Source organism: Pseudomonas sp. LB3P93, assembly GCF_054898025.1.
Genome location: NZ_CM142713.1, coordinates 6,076,380 through 6,092,283, shown reverse-complemented (window position 1 = coordinate 6,092,283; position 15,904 = coordinate 6,076,380). Strand labels below are relative to the sequence as shown.

Here is a 15,904-nt window from a genome sequence, read left to right as displayed (position 1 = left end):
GAGCAGTGATTTGGAGTGGTTATGGGTGATCGGCACGACTATGTGGCCCTCGAGTGGGTCAAAGGCGAGATTGCCGAAACGCTGAAAGTGGCTCATCAAGCGATCGAAACCCTGCTTGATGACCCTCAGGCGACGCACGCCCTGAGCGATTGCCTGGCGTGCATCCATCAGGTTCACGGCAGTTTGCAGATGGTCGAATTCTACGGCGCGGCCCTGCTCGCCGAAGAAATGGAACAACTGGCCACCGCCCTGCAACAGAACCGGGTCAGCCATCGCGACGAGGCGCTTCATCTGTTGCTGCAAGCCCTCGGGCAACTGCCGATCTACCTCGACCGGGTGCAAGGCGCGCGCCGTGATCTGCCTTTGGTGGTGCTGCCGTTGCTCAACGACTTGCGCAGTGCCCGGGGCGAAAGCCTGTTGTCGGAAACCAGTCTGTTCAGCCCGCAATTGCTCGACCTGCCGGCGCTGGACGAAGAGTCGCTGGCCCTGCTTGAGCCGGCAGATTTTCCCAATGTGTTGCGCAAGTTGCGGCAGATGCTGCAAATGGCGCTGGTCGGGTTGCTGCGCGAGCAGGACGACGAAACCCACCTCGGTTACCTGGCCAGGGTTTTTTCACGCCTTGAAGGGCTGTGCGGCAACGCGCCCTTGAGCCCGTTGTGGCAAGTTGCCTCGGCGCTGGTCGAAGGCATGCGCGGTGGCTCGATTGCCAATAGCCCGGCGCTGCGCAGCCTGTTCAAGGACGCCGACAAAGAACTCAAACGCCTGCTCGAACAGGGCATACGCGGCATCAATCAGCCGGCACCGCCGGAGTTGCTCAAGAGTTTGCTGTTCTACATTGCCAAGGCCGAACATCCCACCGGGCAGATGCTGACCATGAAAGATCGTTACTCACTGGACGACGCGCTGCCTGACAGCGCAATGGTCGACGAAGAACGCGCCCGCCTGGCCGGTCCCGACCGTGACGCCATGCGCTCAGTGCTGGCCGCGCTCTGTGAGGAGCTGGTGCGGGTCAAGGAACGCCTCGACCTGTTTGTACGCAGCGACCGCCAGCACGCCTCGGACCTCGAAACCCTGTTGGCGCCGCTGCGGCAAATCGCCGACACCCTGGCAGTGCTGGGTTTCGGCCAGCCGCGCAAAGTCATCATCGATCAACTGGCGGTGGTACTGAGCCTTGCGCAGGGTCAGCGCGAACCCAACGACGCCATTCTCATGGACGTCGCCGGGGCCTTGCTCTACGTCGAAGCGACGCTGGCCGGGATGGTCGGCACCGTAGAGCCGGAGAGCCAGGAAGAAAGTCACCTGCCGACCACCGACCTGACGCAGATCCACCAGATCGTGATCAAGGAAGCGCGCATCTGTCTGCAACAGGCCAAGGACATGATCGTCGATTACATCGACGCCGACTGGGACCGCCAGCATTTGCAGGCCTTGCCGGCGTTGCTGACCCAGGTGCGCGGCGCGCTGGCGATGATTCCGTTGAGCCGTGCGGCGAGCCTGATCGAAACCTGCAACCACTTCATCCGCGAGCATCTGCTGCTGGACCCGGAGCAGCCTGGCTGGCAGGAACTGGACAGCCTGGCCGACGTCATCACCAGCATCGAATATTACCTGGAGCGTCTCAGCGACGACCCCGAGGCGCCGGGCGAACAATTGCTCGACGTGGCGGAAAAAAGCCTGGCGTCACTCGGGTTTTTCCCCAGCGAACAGCATGTGCCGATGCTTGAGGATGTGCTCAGCCCGAGTGAAGCCCAGGTGATGCAGGACCTGCAGGAACTCGATGATCCGGACACCGTCCAGTCGCTGGCCGATGTCTTGGCCAGTCCGGTGTCTTCGGTCAATCCACCTGCCCTGACCACCCCGGGCAGCCTGCTGCCACCGCCCGCCGGCGAAGAACCGGTGGACGATGAGCTGCGGGAAGTCTTCCTCGAAGAAACCGATGAAGTCCTGGATATCCTCCGGGAATACTTGCCGCGCTGGGCAACCAATCCCGGCGATGAAACCGCCTTGAGTGAATTGCGCCGGGCGTTCCACACCTTGAAAGGCAGTGGCCGGATGGTCCGTGCGCTGGTGCTGGGCGAGCTGGCGTGGGCGGTGGAAAACCTGCTCAACCGCGTGCTGGAGCGCAGCGTTGCGCCGGGGGCGGCGGTGCAACAATTGCTCGACGATGCACTGAACCTGCTGCCGGAGCTGGTGGCCGAATACGCCACCAATGCCCAACGCCAGCGCAACGACGTCGACCAGTTGGCCGCTCGCGCCCATGCCCTCGCCAAGGGCGATACGCCTGCCAGCGATGAAGACACCCAGGACGTCGCGGCCCTTGATCCGCTGTTGCTGGAGATCTTCCGCAAGGAAGCCGAGACCCATCTCACCAGCCTCAACCGCTTCCTCGATCAAGCCGCCGAGCATGTGCCGCTGCAAGCCAGCGACGAGTTGCAGCGGGCGTTGCACACCTTGAAGGGCAGCGCCTCGATGGCCGGTGTGTTGCCGATTGCCGAGCTGGCGACGCCGCTGGATCAACTCGCCCGCGAGTACAAGGCACACCTGATCGCCCTCGACCTCGACGAAGTCGAACTGCTGCTGGAAGCCGAAGGCTTGTTCCGCCTTGGGCTGCGGCAACTCAAGGGTGATCCGCTGGCCGAGATTCCGGGCGCTCATTCATTGATCGAGCGCACCAAGGCGCTGCTCGCCGAGCGTCTGGACGCGCTGTTGAAAGCGCCGAGCACCGCGCTGCGGACCAAGCGCGATCCGCAACTGATCAACAACTTCCTGGCCCAGGGCATGGACATCCTCCTGGACGCCGAAAGCCTGTTGCAGCGTTGGCAGCAGCACCCCGGCGAGCGTCAGGAACTCACCGCGTTGCTGGATGAATTGACCACCTTGGGCGAAGGCGCGCACCTCGCCGATCTGCACCCGGTGGATGAGCTCTGCGAAGCGTTGCTCGACCTGTACGGCGCGGTGGAAGAGAGCAGCCTGGCGGTCAGCGACCGGTTTTTCCACGAGGCGCAAAGTGCCCACGAAGCGCTGATCAACATGCTTGACGAACTGGCCGCCGGCCAGGAAGTCAGCCCGCAACCGGAACGCATCCGGGCTCTGCGCGGCTTGCTGGATGAAAGCCTTGATCCGTCTTCCATGGGCCTGATCCGCAGCGATGGCAGCCGCACCCTGAGCATCCGGGAACTGGGCAGCGCCACCGCGGAACTGGAACAGACTGCAACCCAGGTCGAGCTGGACGATGAGATCGTTTCGATCTTCCTCGAAGAAGCGGTGGATATTCTTGAGAGCGCCGGCCAGGCCTTGCAGCGTTGGCTGAGCGACCCGGACAACGCCGCGCCGCTGTCGTCCTTGCAGCGCGATTTGCACACCCTCAAGGGTGGTGCGCGGATGGCCGAGGTCGAGCCGGTCGGCGACCTCGCCCATGAACTGGAAAGTCTTTACGAAGGTCTGGTGGACCGCCGTTACAGCCACAGTGAAACCCTGGCGCAACTGCTGCAACAGAGCCATGACCGCCTCGCGGTGCTGCTTGAACAGCTGCAGAACCAGCACGCGCTGGGTGCCCCGAACGAACTGATCGAAGCGATTCGCGAGTTCCGTCAGGGCAACGCCAACAGCGCCGAAGTGGCGGAACCCGCGCCGGCCAATGACTCGCCGGGGCATGACCCCGAGCTGCTGGAGATCTTCCTTGAGGAAGGTTTCGACATCATCGAAAACTCCGGCGCGGCCCTCGTGCGCTGGCAAGCCGAGCCGTCGAACCGCCAGGAAGTGGAAACCCTGTTGCGCGACCTGCACACGCTCAAGGGCGGCGCGCGGATGGTGGAAATTGCCCCCATCGGCGACCTCGCCCATGAGCTGGAATTCCTCTACGAAGGCCTCTCCGCTGGCGTGCTGCAACCGACCCCGGCGCTGTTCGCGCTGCTGCAAAGCAGTCACGACCGACTGGCGCAAATGCTCGATGCCACCCGCGCCGGTCAACCCTTGCCGCCGGCCGACCAGTTGATCGATGCGATCAAGAACTTCAGTCATCCCGCCGTTCTCGATACGCCGGTGGTGCTGCCCGCCGCGCCGAAACCCGACACGCCCGTGCTGCAAGCCGAAGCGGGCGCCGACATGGTCAAGGTCTCGGCAGAACTGCTCGACGATCTGGTCAACCTGGCCGGTGAAACCTCAATCTTCCGTGGCCGTATCGAGCAGCAAGTCAACGATGCGCGGGTGGCCCTGAGCGAGATGGAAACCACCATCGAGCGGATGCGCGATCAGTTGCGGCGGCTCGATACCGAAACCCAGGGACGGATTCTCAGCCGTCAGCAAGTCGAAGCCGAACGCCTGGGCTACGAAGAATTTGATCCGCTGGAAATGGACCGTCACTCGCAGTTGCAGCAGTTGTCGCGTGCGCTGTTCGAATCCGCCTCCGACCTGCTCGACCTCAAGGAAACCCTCGACCGCCGCAATCAGGACGCGGAAAACCTGCTGCAGCAGCAGGGCCGCATCAACACCGAATTGCAGGAAGGCCTGATGCGCACGCGCATGGTGCCGTTCGAGCGCATGCTGCCGCGCTTGAAACGCATCGTCCGCCAAGTCTCCAGTGAGCTGGGCAAAGACGTCGAGTTTGTGGTCGGTAACGCCGAAGGCGAGATGGACCGCAACGTCCTCGAGCGCATGGCGGCACCGCTGGAGCACATGCTGCGTAACGCCGTGGACCACGGTCTGGAATCGGCCGAGGTGCGTATCGCGGCCGGCAAACCGGCTCAGGGTCGGATTACGCTCGACCTGTCCCGCGAGGGCGGCGACATCATTTTCGACATCCGCGACGACGGCGCGGGTGTGCCGCTGGATGCGGTGCGGCGCAAGGCGATCAAGCGCGGCTTGCTGGCTCCGGATGCCGAGATCAGCGACCGTGACGTGCTGCAATTCATCCTGCAACCGGGGTTCTCCACCGCCGAGAAAATCACCCAGATCTCCGGGCGTGGCGTGGGCATGGACGTGGTTCACGAAGAAGTCCGGCAGCTCGGTGGCACCATGGTCATCGACTCGACACCGGGGCAGGGCGTGCACTTCCGCATTCGCCTGCCGTTCACCGTGTCGGTCAACCGCGCGCTGATGGTGCAATGCCTGGAGGATCAATACGCGATCCCGCTGAACACCATCGACGGCATCGTTCGCGTGTTGCCCAACGAACTTGAAGGGCATTACCGACTTGATCCGCCGACCTACGAATACGCCGGGCAGCGTTACGAACTGTGCTACCTCGGTGAGCTGCTGAAAACCAGCACCCGCCCGAAACTGCTGGGCCAGAGCCTGCCGCTGCCGGTATTGCTGGTGCAATGCAACGAGCGGCACATCGCCGTGCAAGTGGACTCCATGGCCGGCACTCGGGAGATCGTGGTCAAAAGCCTCGGTCCGCAGTTTGCGGCGGTGCAAGGGTTGTCCGGGGCGACGATTCTGGGCGATGGCCGGGTGGTGCTGATTCTCGACTTGCTGGCGCCGATCCGCGCCATGCAGGCGCAGGTGCCACAACGCACGCTGACCCAGGACGCCGAGGTCGAGCCGCATAAACCGCTGCTGGTGTTGGTGGTCGACGATTCGGTCACCGTGCGCAAGGTCACCAGCCGTCTGCTGGAACGCCACGGCATGAACGTGCTGACCGCCAAGGACGGGGTCGACGCCATGCTGCTGCTCGAAGAACACATGCCCGACCTGATGCTGCTGGACATCGAAATGCCGCGCATGGACGGTTTCGAAGTGGCGACCCAAGTGCGCAGCGACGAACGTTTGCAGCACTTGCCGATCATCATGATCACCTCCCGCACCGGCCAGAAACACCGCGACCGCGCCATGGCCATCGGCGTCAACGACTACCTCGGCAAGCCGTACCAGGAATCGGTGCTGCTCGAAAGCATCGCCCTGTGGAGCAAAACCCATGCTTGAGCATCGCACCAGCAATCTCACCGGGCTGCTGTTGCCCTTGGCCGACCGCAATCTGATTCTGCCCAACGTGGCGGTGGCGGAGTTGATCGACTATCAACCGGGGGCGTTCGATCTGGATACGCCGCCGTGGTACCTGGGGTTGGTGACGTGGCGGGATCGGCAGATTCCGTTGCTGAGTTTTGAGTCGGCGTGTGGCCAGAAAATCGTCATCGGCGAGCGGGCGCGGATCGTGATTCTGAATGCCTTGGGCGGGCGCCCTGAGCTGAAGTTCATTGCGCTGCTGGTGCAGGGGATTCCGCGGTCGTACAAGCTGGATAGTCAATTGAGTTATGTGGATGTGCCGTTGTGTCGGCTGGAACAGGCGGCGGTGCAGGTGGGGGAGCAAGTGGCCAAGGTGCCTGACTTGTTGGCGCTGGAGGAGTTACTGGTAAGTGCCGGGTTGGTCTGACCCGTATCCTGTGGCGAGGGAGCTTGCTCCCGCTGGGTTGCGAAGCAGCCCCAAAATCTCCGGCGAACCGATTATTTTGCGACTGCTGCGCAGCCGAACGGGAGCAAGCTCCCTCGCCACAGGGGTTATGCACTAGACCTTGGCGCGCATCTGCATCTGCAACGCCTCGTTATGATCCAGCGCCCGCTCCACCAACAACTGCACCCCATCGGCCATTCGACTGAGCGCCAGGGCTACCGACCGGCGTGATCCTTCAACATCGTCCGCCAGATCGGCCGCAATGGCGCTGATGGACAGCAAGTCTTCAGAGGCGTTGGCCAAAAGGGCTTCGGTGTCGATATCGGGGGAGACGGTGAAGAGAGGGTGTTTGCGGCGCTTGCCCGGTTTTTCCTGGGCAGGGGGGAAGTAATAAGAGAAGACGCGGTCAGCGGCTTCCTTGAGTTTCTCGGCTTCAAGGATTGCTTCGGGATCGGTGTCGGTTTCTGGGGGATTGGGAGTGGCTTTGAACATAGTGAAGCTCCATTTAATGAGTTTCAGCTGCTCCATCGGGTTCCAATCGAAGGGGTGGCAGCTGTACGCGGGTTGGAACCCGGGCAAACGGACAAAACCCGACAGACTCAAAGGTCTCCCGCGCACAGCCGCCATAACGGAGTGCACCCATTAAAGGTGCGCAAGCATACGTTATGAAAGGCGCTTTTGCCTCGTTAACACCACGGGGTTCCAATCCCGTTCGCTGAATTGTCAGCGACCCATAAACGATAAAGGCCCGCGCAAAAACCCACCAGTCAGCGGCTTCCGGCATTGCTGTAGGCCGCGACGCCAGACCGCGTAGCCTCTCACCGTTGCTGCGGATAAATGTTTAAACACAAATCCCCATTCCGCTCGCGACAGGTTGAAGATTCCCAAAAAGGGACCTATCGTTCCCTTTTTGGGACTCATCGGTTGCCACTGTGAAAAACCTTTCCCTCAGCGAAGCCCTGTTCACGACCACTCAGCAAAAAGTGCTGGGCTTGTTGTTCGGCAAACCCGACCGCAGTTTTTACGCTAACGAGATCGCCCGCTGGGCTCAAGTGGGTAAAGGCAGCCTCATGCGCGAGCTGGATAGATTGCACCAGGCCGGTGTGCTGACCCTGAGCCGTCAGGGCAACCAGACCCACTATCAAGCCAATCCGCAATGCCCGATCTATGCCGAACTGTCAGGCATCGTCCGCAAGACTTTTGGTATTGCCGAGCCTTTGCGCCAAGCGCTGCAACCCTTTGCCGGACAGATCACCTGGGCATTTGTGTACGGCTCGATCGCCAAGGATTCGGCAAACGCATCCAGTGACATTGATCTCATGCTGATCGGCGAAAGCCTCCACTACAGTGAAGTGATGGAGCGGCTCATGCCTCTGGAGGAACAACTGGGCCGCGTCCTCAACCCGACGCTCTACACCCCCGACGACTGGGCCGCAAAACTGGCGGCTGAAAACAGCTTTGTGGTGCGGGTGGCGCAGCAGGACAAGATCAACCTGATGGGGGGAAACCCTTTGGAGTCCAAGGATGGGCAGCAACGAGAATCTGGAGAACCTGTTACGTAGCGGTGGATTGAAAGCCGAGCCACCGGACCGCAAGGAATGCGAAGGGCTGATGCGTTCCGCTGTGGATCGATTGAAAGATGCGCAAACGTCTTCGCTTTCCTTCGCGAGCCGTTTTGACCTGGCTTACAACGCTGCCCATGCCTTGGCTCTGACGGCTCTTCGCTTGTGTGGTTATCGTTCAGACAAGAGATACCTGGTGTTTCAGTGTCTGGTTCATTCCGCTGATATTGGCAAAGTGCAGGTTCGGTTATTCGCGCTGTGCCATGAGCGACGAAACCTGGCGGAGTACGAAGGCTATATGGATGAAGATCCGGCGTTGTTGGCGCAGTTGTTGGAAAGCGCTGAGCAGTTGCTGGTTCGTGTGCAGCAGCAGATGGTTGGGCTGTAATGCTCCGTCATTGGAAACTGCGGGGACTGTGCTGGCCCCTTCGCGGGCAAGCCCGCTCCCACAGGTATTTGTGAGTAGCTCAGGAAGTGAGCACGGAACGGACACTGTGGGAGCGGGCTTGCCCGCGATGAGGCCAGTACTGGCAACAGAGAACTTCTGTCGATCATTACCCTGACCGTAACAATCCACCACTCTGCTTGATTGATGCCGCCCACCCAACACTCCTAAGGTGACTCCCACGACAGCGAACCCGTGGAGTGGTCATGACAACAACAATATCCCCCGACTCGCGATGGACGCGGCGGCGCAGCGAGAAGCAGCGGCGTCTCGAACTGGTGCGACGCCTGGCCGACGGTGTGGTGCTTCCCACCGACAACATCGTCGCAGCGCTGGAGGCGTTGATCCTGCCCGGCGACCGCGTGGTGCTGGAGGGCAATAACCAGAAGCAGGCGGATTTCCTGTCCCGCTCCCTGGCCAAGGCCGATCCTGCCAAGCTGCATGACCTGCACATGATCATGCCCAGCGTCGGCCGTTCCGAGCACCTGGACCTGTTTGAACGCGGCATCGCCCGCAAGCTCGACTTCTCCTTCGCCGGCACCCAGAGCCTGCGCATCAGCCAGTTGCTGGAAGACGGCCTGCTGGAAATCGGTGCGATCCACACCTACATCGAGCTCTATGCGCGACTGGTGGTCGACCTGATTCCCAACGTTGTGCTCTCGGCCGGTTTCATGGCCGACCGCGCCGGCAACATCTACACCGGCCCGAGCACCGAAGACACGCCCGCATTGATCGAACCGGCCGCGTTCAGCGACGGCATCGTCATCGTCCAGGTCAATCAACTGGTGGACGATGTCAGCGACCTGCCGCGTGTCGACATCCCAGCGTCCTGGGTCGATTTCGTGGTGGTGGCCGACAAGCCGTTCTACATCGAACCGCTGTTCACCCGCGACCCACGGCACATCAAGCCTGTGCACGTGTTGATGGCGATGATGGCGATCCGCGGGATCTACGAAAAACACAACGTGCAGTCCCTGAACCACGGCATCGGATTCAACACCGCCGCCATCGAATTGATCCTGCCGACCTACGGCGAATCCCTTGGCCTCAAAGGCAAGATCTGTCGCAACTGGACGCTCAATCCGCACCCGACCTTGATCCCGGCGATTGAAAGCGGCTGGGTCGAAAGCGTGCATTGCTTCGGCACCGAACTGGGGATGGAAAACTACATCGCCGCGCGGCCGGATGTGTTCTTCACCGGGCGCGACGGCTCGCTACGTTCCAACCGGATGTTCTGTCAGCTCGCCGGGCAATACGCGGTGGACCTGTTTATCGGCGCGACTTTGCAAGTCGATGGTGACGGCCACTCCTCCACCGTCACTCGGGGACGTTTGGCTGGTTTCGGCGGTGCGCCCAACATGGGTCACGACCCGCGCGGTCGCCGCCATAGCACCCCGGCCTGGCTCGACATGCGTCACGACGATGCGCCCGAAGCCTTGCTCGAACGCGGTAAAAAACTCGTGGTGCAAATGGTCGAGACCTTCCAGGAAGGGGGTAAACCGACCTTCGTCGAAACCCTCGATGCGATCGAAGTGGCGAAAAAAAGCGGCATGCCACTCGCGCCGATCATGGTCTACGGCGACGACGTCACCCACCTGCTGACCGAAGAGGGCATCGCCTATTTGTACAAGGCCCGTTCGCTGGAAGAACGTCAGGCCATGATCGCCGCCGTCGCCGGGGTGACCGCCATCGGCCTGCGCCACAACCCTAAAGACACCGCGCGTATGCGCCGCGAAGGCCTGATCGCCTTGCCCGAAGACCTCGGCATCCGCCGCACCGACGCCACACGCGAGTTGCTCGCGGCTAAAAGCGTGGCCGATCTGGTCGAGTGGTCCGGTGGCCTCTACAACCCGCCCGCCAAGTTCAGGAGCTGGTAATGCACGCATTCAACCTGCAACCGAAAACGCTGTCCCTGGCTGAACAGCTGGCGGACATGGCCGTGGACGCGCTGATCGACGAAGCGGACCTGTCGCCGAAACCGGCGCTGGTCGACCGTCGTGGCAATGGCGCTCACACCGATCTGCACCTTGGGCTGATGCACGCCTCGGCGCTGTCCCTGTGGCCTGCATTCAAGGAAATGGCGGAAGCGGCCATTGAGTTTGGCGACGTTGGTTTGCCGCTGCGCGAAGCCGTCGGGCGTATTGGTCGGGAAGGGGAGCAAGCGATGCTCGCCACCACCGGCGGCGTGAACACTCATCGCGGGGCGATCTGGGCCTTGGGGCTTTTGGTCACTGCCGCCGCACTGGAACCTGAATCCAGCTCCGCAAGCTCGGTCACTTTGCGCGCCGCACGCCTTGCTTTACTCGACGACCGTTTCGCGCCACGTCCACTCAGTCATGGCGCCCAGGTCGCTCAACGTTACGGCGCTCGCGGTGCCCGTGAAGAAGCCCAGCTTGGCTTTCCTTCGGTGCTGCAACGTGCGCTGCCGCAACTCAAACGCAGCCGCGCCTTTGGCCATGGCGAGCAGAACGCCCGGCTTGATGCCTTGCTGGCGATCATGACCAATCTGGCCGACACCTGCGTGCTTTACCGAGCGGGCGAACACGGCCTGCACACCATGCAACTCGGTGCCCAGGCCGTACTCGATGCAGGCGGCAGTGCCAGCCTCGCCGGTCGCCGCCGTTTGCACGAGTTGGACGAACAATTAATCGCATTGAATGCGTCGCCCGGTGGTGCTGCGGATTTGCTCGCCGCCTGCCTGTTCATCGACCGCATCGAGTCCGGAGCTTGCTGATGGAAACCTTATCCTTTGAATTCCCAGCCGGGCAGCCGCCACATGGCCGCACGCTGGTGGGCTGTGTCGGCTCGGGCGATCTGGAAGTGCTGATCGAACCGGGTCAGGCCGGCAAATTGACGATCAAGGTGCAGACCTCGGTCAATGGCGCGGAACAACGCTGGCAGCATCTGTTTGCACGGATGTTCGACGGCCAGACACCGCCGGCGATGGCCATCGATATCCACGATTTCGGCGCGACCCCCGGCGTGGTGCGCTTGCGCTTGGAGCAGGGTTTTGAGGAGATCGGCCATGACTGATCTCCTCCAGCCATCCCTACAAAGACGCAGCTTCGTCGAACTCGGCGCCCGGCAACGGGCGAAAGCCTTGCTCGACGCTGGCACCTTCCGTGAATTGCTCGACCCGTTTCAGCGCGTCATGTCGCCATGGTTGTCGCGCCAGGGCGTGGTCCCGCAAGCCGACGACGGCGTGATAATCGCCAAGGGCAGCATCGGTGGTTTGCCGGTGGTGATTGCTGCGATTGAAGGCGCATTCCAGGGTGGCAGTCTCGGCGAGGTCGGCGGCGCGAAAATGGCCGGCGCGCTGGAATTGGCCGCCGAAGATAACCGCAACGGCATTCCGACCCGCGCCGTGTTGCTGCTGGAAACCGGTGGCGTGCGCTTGCAGGAAGCCAACCTCGGTTTGGCCGCGATTGCCGATGTTCATGCGGCGATTGTCGACCTGCGCCAGTACCAGCCAGTTGTTGGCGTAGTGGCCGGCAGCGTTGGCTGTTTCGGTGGGATGTCGATTGCCGCCGGGTTGTGCAGCTATTTGCTGGTGACTCAGGAAGCACGCCTCGGTTTGAACGGTCCGCAAGTGATCGAACAGGAAGCGGGGCTTGAGGAGTACGACTCTCGCGACCGTCCTTTCATCTGGAGCCTGACCGGTGGCGAGCAACGGTTTGCCAGTGGTTTGGTGGACCGTTATGTCGCCGACGATGTGGCGCAGATTCAGCAGCAGATCAGTGAATTGCTCAAGCAAGGTTTGCCGGAGCAACAACGCAGCCGTCAGGCCGACCTGTTCCTGCAACGGCTGGCTCGTCTGGACGCTACGCCGCAAATCGAACCGGCGACGGTTCGCGATTTGTATCAAGGAGAGCGCTCATGAACACGAATTCCCTGAGAGGTTTGAGCTGGTTCAATGCCTTGAGTGCAGGCGCGAAACCGGTCGATGGTTTGCCCGCTTCATTGAAGGTGGCCGACGGTGTGTTGGGTGATCAGCCTGTGCGCTTTATCGCGGTGGTGGCTGATCCCGATAACCGCTTCGTCCGTGCCCGCAATGGTGAGGTCGGTCTGCTGGAAGGCTGGGGCCTGGCCAAGGCTGTGGAAGAGGTCATCGCCGCAGACGCGGATAAACCACACAAGCGCGCCCTGATCGCCATCGTCGACGTGCCGAGTCAGGCCTACGGTCGGCGCGAAGAAGCGCTCGGCATTCATCAGGCCTTGGCCGGTGCAGCGGACAGTTATGCCCGCGCCCGACTGGCCGGCCATGCCGTGATCGGCTTGCTGGTGGGCAAGGCAATGTCCGGGGCGTTTCTCGCTCATGGGTATCAGGCCAATCGCTTGATTGCCTTGCGTGACCCGGGCGTGATGGTGCACGCGATGGGTAAAGCGTCTGCAGCGCGAGTGACCTTGCGCAGTGTCGAGGAACTCGAAGCGCTGGCCGCCAGCGTGCCGCCGATGGCGTATGACATCGACAGTTACGCGAGCCTTGGATTGCTTTGGGAAACCTTGTCGGTGGAACAGATCGAGCAGCCGACGGCGGCGGATCTGGCACGGGTGACTGAATGCCTGAACCAGGCGATTGGCGATGTTGCCGCCAACGGTCGCGACCTGAGCAGCCGCTTGGGCGCGACCAACCGCGCGGCATCGAGCAAGGTCCGCCAACTGCTGAGAGCACAGTGGTGAATACGTTTCTGGCCCACGACCTGCTCTGGGGCATGACCTCGGAGCAGCTACCTGTGGACGCACCATCGTGGGTGATCGACTCGATCAGTGCAGGGCAACCGGTTGTGGTTCGGCGTGCGTTGAGTGCACCGGATCACATCGCGGTCGGCGTGCGTGGACGTTTGCGTGAGCAGCGTTATGCGACCTCGATGTCAATCGATGCGATTTCGCGTCGGGTGCGGCCGGAAGCGCTTTGTCATGTTTTGATCGACCGGGATTTGCCGGCAGTGCATGCCCTCGATCAACTGCGGCCGCTGCTCGATGGTTGTGGTTGGGTGTGGGGCGTCAGCGGCAGCGCCGGGTTTGAACTGGCCAGTGGTATTCAGGCCTTGCATGAGCGCAGCGATCTCGACTTGATCCTGCGCACGCCGCAACCGCTGGACCGATTGAAAGCGCTGGCGCTGGTGAAGATTCTGGACACGGCTGCGTGCCAGGTAGACATGCAGTTGCAGACGCCTTTCGGCGCCGTCGCCTTGCGCGAATGGGCCGGTCCTGCCCGCCGGGTGTTGCTGAAAAACACCCGCGAAGCCTGCTTGGTCGTTGATCCGTGGGAGCAAGCAGCATGAGCAGTTTGCTGGTGTTCCCCGGCCAAGGCGCGCAGCAGCCGGGCATGCTCCATCGTTTGCCTCGCGAAACGGTGATCGAGGCGAGTGATGTGCTCGGCGAAGATGTGTTGCTGCTGGATTCTGCCGAGGCGCTCAAGTCGACGAGGGCCGTTCAGCTTTGTCTGCTGATTGCCGGAGTTGCCGCTTCATGCCAGTTGTTGATGACACCGGATTACGTCGCCGGTCTCTCCATCGGTGCCTACCCGGCAGCGGTGGTGGCTGGTGCCTTGAGCTTCAGCGATGCGCTGCATCTGGTCAGCCTGCGTGGTGAATTGATGCAGCAGGCTTATCCACAAGGCTTCGGCATGACCGCGATCATCGGTCTTGATTTATCCACAGTGGAAGGATTGCTGGCGCAGGTTCATAGCGTCGACACCCCGGTTTATCTGGCCAACATCAATGCCGATAACCAGGTGGTCATCGCTGGCAGCGATGCTGCGATGAAAGCCGTCGCCGAACTGGCCCGGGTTCGCGGTGCGGGTCTGGCCAAGCGGCTGGCCGTCAGCGTGCCGTCCCATTGCCCGTTGCTGGAAACGCCAGCGAAAACCCTGGCCGAAGCCTTCGCCAAGGTGCAACTGAAAACCCCGACAGTGGGCTACCTGAGCGGCAGTCGCGCCCGGCCCGTCATCAACATTGAAGCCTTGCGCGACGACCTGGCTTTCAACATGTGCCGCGTGGTGGATTGGCGCGGCACCGTGCAAAGCGCTTACGAGCGTGGCGTGCGTCTACAGATCGAACTGCCGCCCGGTGCGGTGCTGACCGGGCTGGCGCGCCGGGTGTTCGAGCAAGGCACCGTGATTGCTTTCGACGGTGCTCGCCTCGATACCTTGCAGGCGCTGTTGCTTGAGGAGGGAAGCCGCCAACCCTAGACCACCGACTCAGGCCTTCGAACAACAAAAACAACATTCGACGATGCACTTTGAGGACAACAACAATGATTATTTACGGTGTGGCGCTGTTGGCGATTTGTACGCTGGCAGGGGTGATCCTGGGAGACATGCTCGGCGTGTTGCTGGGTGTGAAATCTAACGTGGGCGGGGTCGGGATCGCGATGATCTTGTTGATCTGCGCACGGTTGTGGATGCACAGGCACGGCGGCATGACCAAGGATTGCGAGATGGGCGTCGGCTTCTGGGGCGCGATGTACATTCCGGTGGTGGTCGCGATGGCTGCGCAACAGAACGTTGTGACTGCGCTGCACGGCGGCCCGGTGGCGGTGCTGGCGGCGATTGGATCGGTGGTGATTTGCGGTTGCACGATTGCGCTGATCAGCCGCACTCACAAGGGCGAACCCTTGCCCGATGAGCCCGAGGAAGTCATCCCGGTTGGCACGCCAGTAGGAGGTCGCTGATATGTGGGATCTCATCGAGAAAGGCCTGGAACATAACGGTTTGGTCACGGCGTTCGCATTCGTTGGCGTGATCATGTGGGTGTCGGTGGTGTTGTCCAAGCGTTTGACGTTCGGACGGATTCACGGCTCGGCGATTGCCATTGTTATCGGGCTTGTTCTGGCCTGGGTTGGCGGCACCATGACCGGTGGGCAAAAAGGCCTGGCGGACCTGACGCTGTTCTCGGGTATCGGTTTGATGGGCGGTGCTATGTTGCGGGACTTTGCCATCGTCGCCACCGCGTTCGAAGTGCAGGCCACCGAAGCGAAAAAGGCCGGGTTGATTGGCGTGATTGCGCTGCTGCTGGGCACGGTCCTGCCATTCATTGTCGGCGCGAGCATGGCCTGGGTGTTCGGTTATCGCGATGCGATCAGCATGACCACCATTGGCGCGGGCGCCGTGACGTACATCGTCGGGCCGGTGACCGGTGCGGCGATTGGCGCGAGTTCGGATGTGGTGGCGTTGTCGATTGCCACCGGGTTGATCAAGGCGATTCTGGTGATGGTCGGCACGCCGATGGCTGCACGCTGGATGGGCCTGGATAACCCGCGTTCGGCGATGGTGTTTGGCGGATTGGCGGGCACTGTGAGTGGTGTGACGGCCGGGTTGGCGGCGACGGATCGGCGGTTGGTGCCTTATGGCGCATTGACCGCGACGTTCCACACCGGGCTTGGGTGCTTGCTGGGGCCTTCGTTGTTGTACTTCATTGTTCGCGGGATTGTGGGCTGACTGATCATTCCCACGCTCTGCGTGGGAATGCAGCCCGGGACGCTCCGCGTCCCAAAGCGGACGCAGAG

At 61.8% G+C, this 15,904-nt stretch carries 14 protein-coding genes; 13 read left to right on the top strand and 1 reads right to left on the bottom strand.

Going from position 1 to position 15,904, the window contains the following annotated elements; genetic code table 11:
- Positions 1-21: 21 nt before the first annotated feature.
- Entirely contained in the window at positions 22-5,922 is a 5,901-nt protein-coding gene (locus tag ACYZT8_RS27885) for an Hpt domain-containing protein (protein WP_461977506.1), read from the top strand.
- Complete coding sequence (locus ACYZT8_RS27880; protein ID WP_461977504.1) at positions 5,915-6,370, top strand: chemotaxis protein CheW; 456 nt, start codon at positions 5,915-5,917, stop codon at positions 6,368-6,370. The genes ACYZT8_RS27885 and ACYZT8_RS27880 overlap by 8 nt, the downstream gene beginning before the upstream one ends.
- Before the next feature lie 132 nt (positions 6,371-6,502).
- Here ACYZT8_RS27880 and ACYZT8_RS27875 read toward each other — a convergent pair whose 3' ends face one another.
- Positions 6,503-6,880 carry a DUF6124 family protein gene (locus ACYZT8_RS27875; protein WP_461977502.1) on the bottom strand — a complete coding sequence of 126 codons (378 nt, stop codon included), beginning with the start codon at positions 6,878-6,880 and terminating at the stop codon, positions 6,503-6,505.
- A 440-nt stretch (positions 6,881-7,320) separates the two neighbouring features.
- Here ACYZT8_RS27875 and ACYZT8_RS27870 point away from each other — a divergent pair, with 440 nt between their 5' ends.
- The 11 genes from ACYZT8_RS27870 to madM all read left to right on the top strand — a co-directional run bounded on the left by ACYZT8_RS27870 (position 7,321) and on the right by madM (position 15,836).
- Positions 7,321-7,950: a nucleotidyltransferase domain-containing protein gene (locus tag ACYZT8_RS27870; protein WP_461977500.1), complete on the top strand. Its 630-nt coding sequence runs from the start codon at positions 7,321-7,323 to the stop codon at positions 7,948-7,950.
- Positions 7,913-8,338, top strand: coding sequence for a hypothetical protein (locus tag ACYZT8_RS27865; RefSeq protein WP_461977498.1), 426 nt, complete (start codon positions 7,913-7,915; stop codon positions 8,336-8,338). The genes ACYZT8_RS27870 and ACYZT8_RS27865 overlap by 38 nt, the downstream gene beginning before the upstream one ends.
- Positions 8,339-8,601: 263 nt before the next feature.
- Positions 8,602-10,272 carry a malonate decarboxylase subunit alpha gene (gene mdcA, locus ACYZT8_RS27860; RefSeq protein ID WP_461977496.1) on the top strand — a complete coding sequence of 557 codons (1,671 nt, stop codon included), beginning with the start codon at positions 8,602-8,604 and terminating at the stop codon, positions 10,270-10,272.
- Complete coding sequence (locus ACYZT8_RS27855; RefSeq protein ID WP_461977494.1) at positions 10,272-11,129, top strand: triphosphoribosyl-dephospho-CoA synthase; 858 nt, start codon at positions 10,272-10,274, stop codon at positions 11,127-11,129. Before mdcA ends, ACYZT8_RS27855 begins: the two co-directional genes overlap by 1 nt.
- The gene (locus ACYZT8_RS27850; RefSeq protein WP_149416385.1) at positions 11,129-11,428 is read left to right on the top strand and encodes a malonate decarboxylase subunit delta; all 300 of its coding nucleotides are present in this window, start codon (positions 11,129-11,131) and stop codon (positions 11,426-11,428) included. The genes ACYZT8_RS27855 and ACYZT8_RS27850 overlap by 1 nt, the downstream gene beginning before the upstream one ends.
- Positions 11,421-12,275 (top strand): biotin-independent malonate decarboxylase subunit beta, encoded by an 855-nt coding sequence (locus tag ACYZT8_RS27845; RefSeq protein ID WP_461977491.1) that lies wholly within the window; start codon positions 11,421-11,423, stop codon positions 12,273-12,275. The genes ACYZT8_RS27850 and ACYZT8_RS27845 overlap by 8 nt, the downstream gene beginning before the upstream one ends.
- A complete protein-coding gene (gene mdcE, locus ACYZT8_RS27840; RefSeq protein ID WP_461977489.1) occupies positions 12,272-13,075 on the top strand; it encodes a biotin-independent malonate decarboxylase subunit gamma in 804 nt (267 codons plus the stop codon). Before ACYZT8_RS27845 ends, mdcE begins: the two co-directional genes overlap by 4 nt.
- Positions 13,069-13,680 (top strand): malonate decarboxylase holo-ACP synthase, encoded by a 612-nt coding sequence (locus ACYZT8_RS27835; protein WP_461977487.1) that lies wholly within the window; start codon positions 13,069-13,071, stop codon positions 13,678-13,680. The genes mdcE and ACYZT8_RS27835 overlap by 7 nt, the downstream gene beginning before the upstream one ends.
- Positions 13,677-14,588, top strand: a complete 912-nt coding sequence (gene mdcH, locus ACYZT8_RS27830) for a malonate decarboxylase subunit epsilon (RefSeq protein WP_461977485.1) — start codon at positions 13,677-13,679, stop codon at positions 14,586-14,588. Before ACYZT8_RS27835 ends, mdcH begins: the two co-directional genes overlap by 4 nt.
- A 65-nt stretch (positions 14,589-14,653) precedes the next feature.
- Positions 14,654-15,070: a malonate transporter subunit MadL gene (gene madL / locus ACYZT8_RS27825; RefSeq protein ID WP_461977483.1), complete on the top strand. Its 417-nt coding sequence runs from the start codon at positions 14,654-14,656 to the stop codon at positions 15,068-15,070.
- 1 nt (position 15,071) lies between these two features.
- Positions 15,072-15,836, top strand: a complete 765-nt coding sequence (madM, locus tag ACYZT8_RS27820) for a malonate transporter subunit MadM (RefSeq protein WP_461977481.1) — start codon at positions 15,072-15,074, stop codon at positions 15,834-15,836.
- Positions 15,837-15,904 lie beyond the last annotated feature (68 nt).

Coding starts and splice junctions, on each gene's coding strand:
- ACYZT8_RS27885 (WP_461977506.1), top strand. CDS start 22: ATGGGTGATCGGCACGACTATGTGGCCCTCGAGTGGGTCAAAGGCGAG.
- ACYZT8_RS27880 (WP_461977504.1), top strand. CDS start 5,915: ATGCTTGAGCATCGCACCAGCAATCTCACCGGGCTGCTGTTGCCCTTG.
- ACYZT8_RS27875 (WP_461977502.1), bottom strand. CDS start 6,880: ATGTTCAAAGCCACTCCCAATCCCCCAGAAACCGACACCGATCCCGAA.
- ACYZT8_RS27865 (WP_461977498.1), top strand. CDS start 7,913: ATGGGCAGCAACGAGAATCTGGAGAACCTGTTACGTAGCGGTGGATTG.
- mdcA (WP_461977496.1), top strand. CDS start 8,602: ATGACAACAACAATATCCCCCGACTCGCGATGGACGCGGCGGCGCAGC.
- ACYZT8_RS27855 (WP_461977494.1), top strand. CDS start 10,272: ATGCACGCATTCAACCTGCAACCGAAAACGCTGTCCCTGGCTGAACAG.
- ACYZT8_RS27850 (WP_149416385.1), top strand. CDS start 11,129: ATGGAAACCTTATCCTTTGAATTCCCAGCCGGGCAGCCGCCACATGGC.
- ACYZT8_RS27845 (WP_461977491.1), top strand. CDS start 11,421: ATGACTGATCTCCTCCAGCCATCCCTACAAAGACGCAGCTTCGTCGAA.
- mdcE (WP_461977489.1), top strand. CDS start 12,272: ATGAACACGAATTCCCTGAGAGGTTTGAGCTGGTTCAATGCCTTGAGT.
- mdcH (WP_461977485.1), top strand. CDS start 13,677: ATGAGCAGTTTGCTGGTGTTCCCCGGCCAAGGCGCGCAGCAGCCGGGC.
- madL (WP_461977483.1), top strand. CDS start 14,654: ATGATTATTTACGGTGTGGCGCTGTTGGCGATTTGTACGCTGGCAGGG.
- madM (WP_461977481.1), top strand. CDS start 15,072: ATGTGGGATCTCATCGAGAAAGGCCTGGAACATAACGGTTTGGTCACG.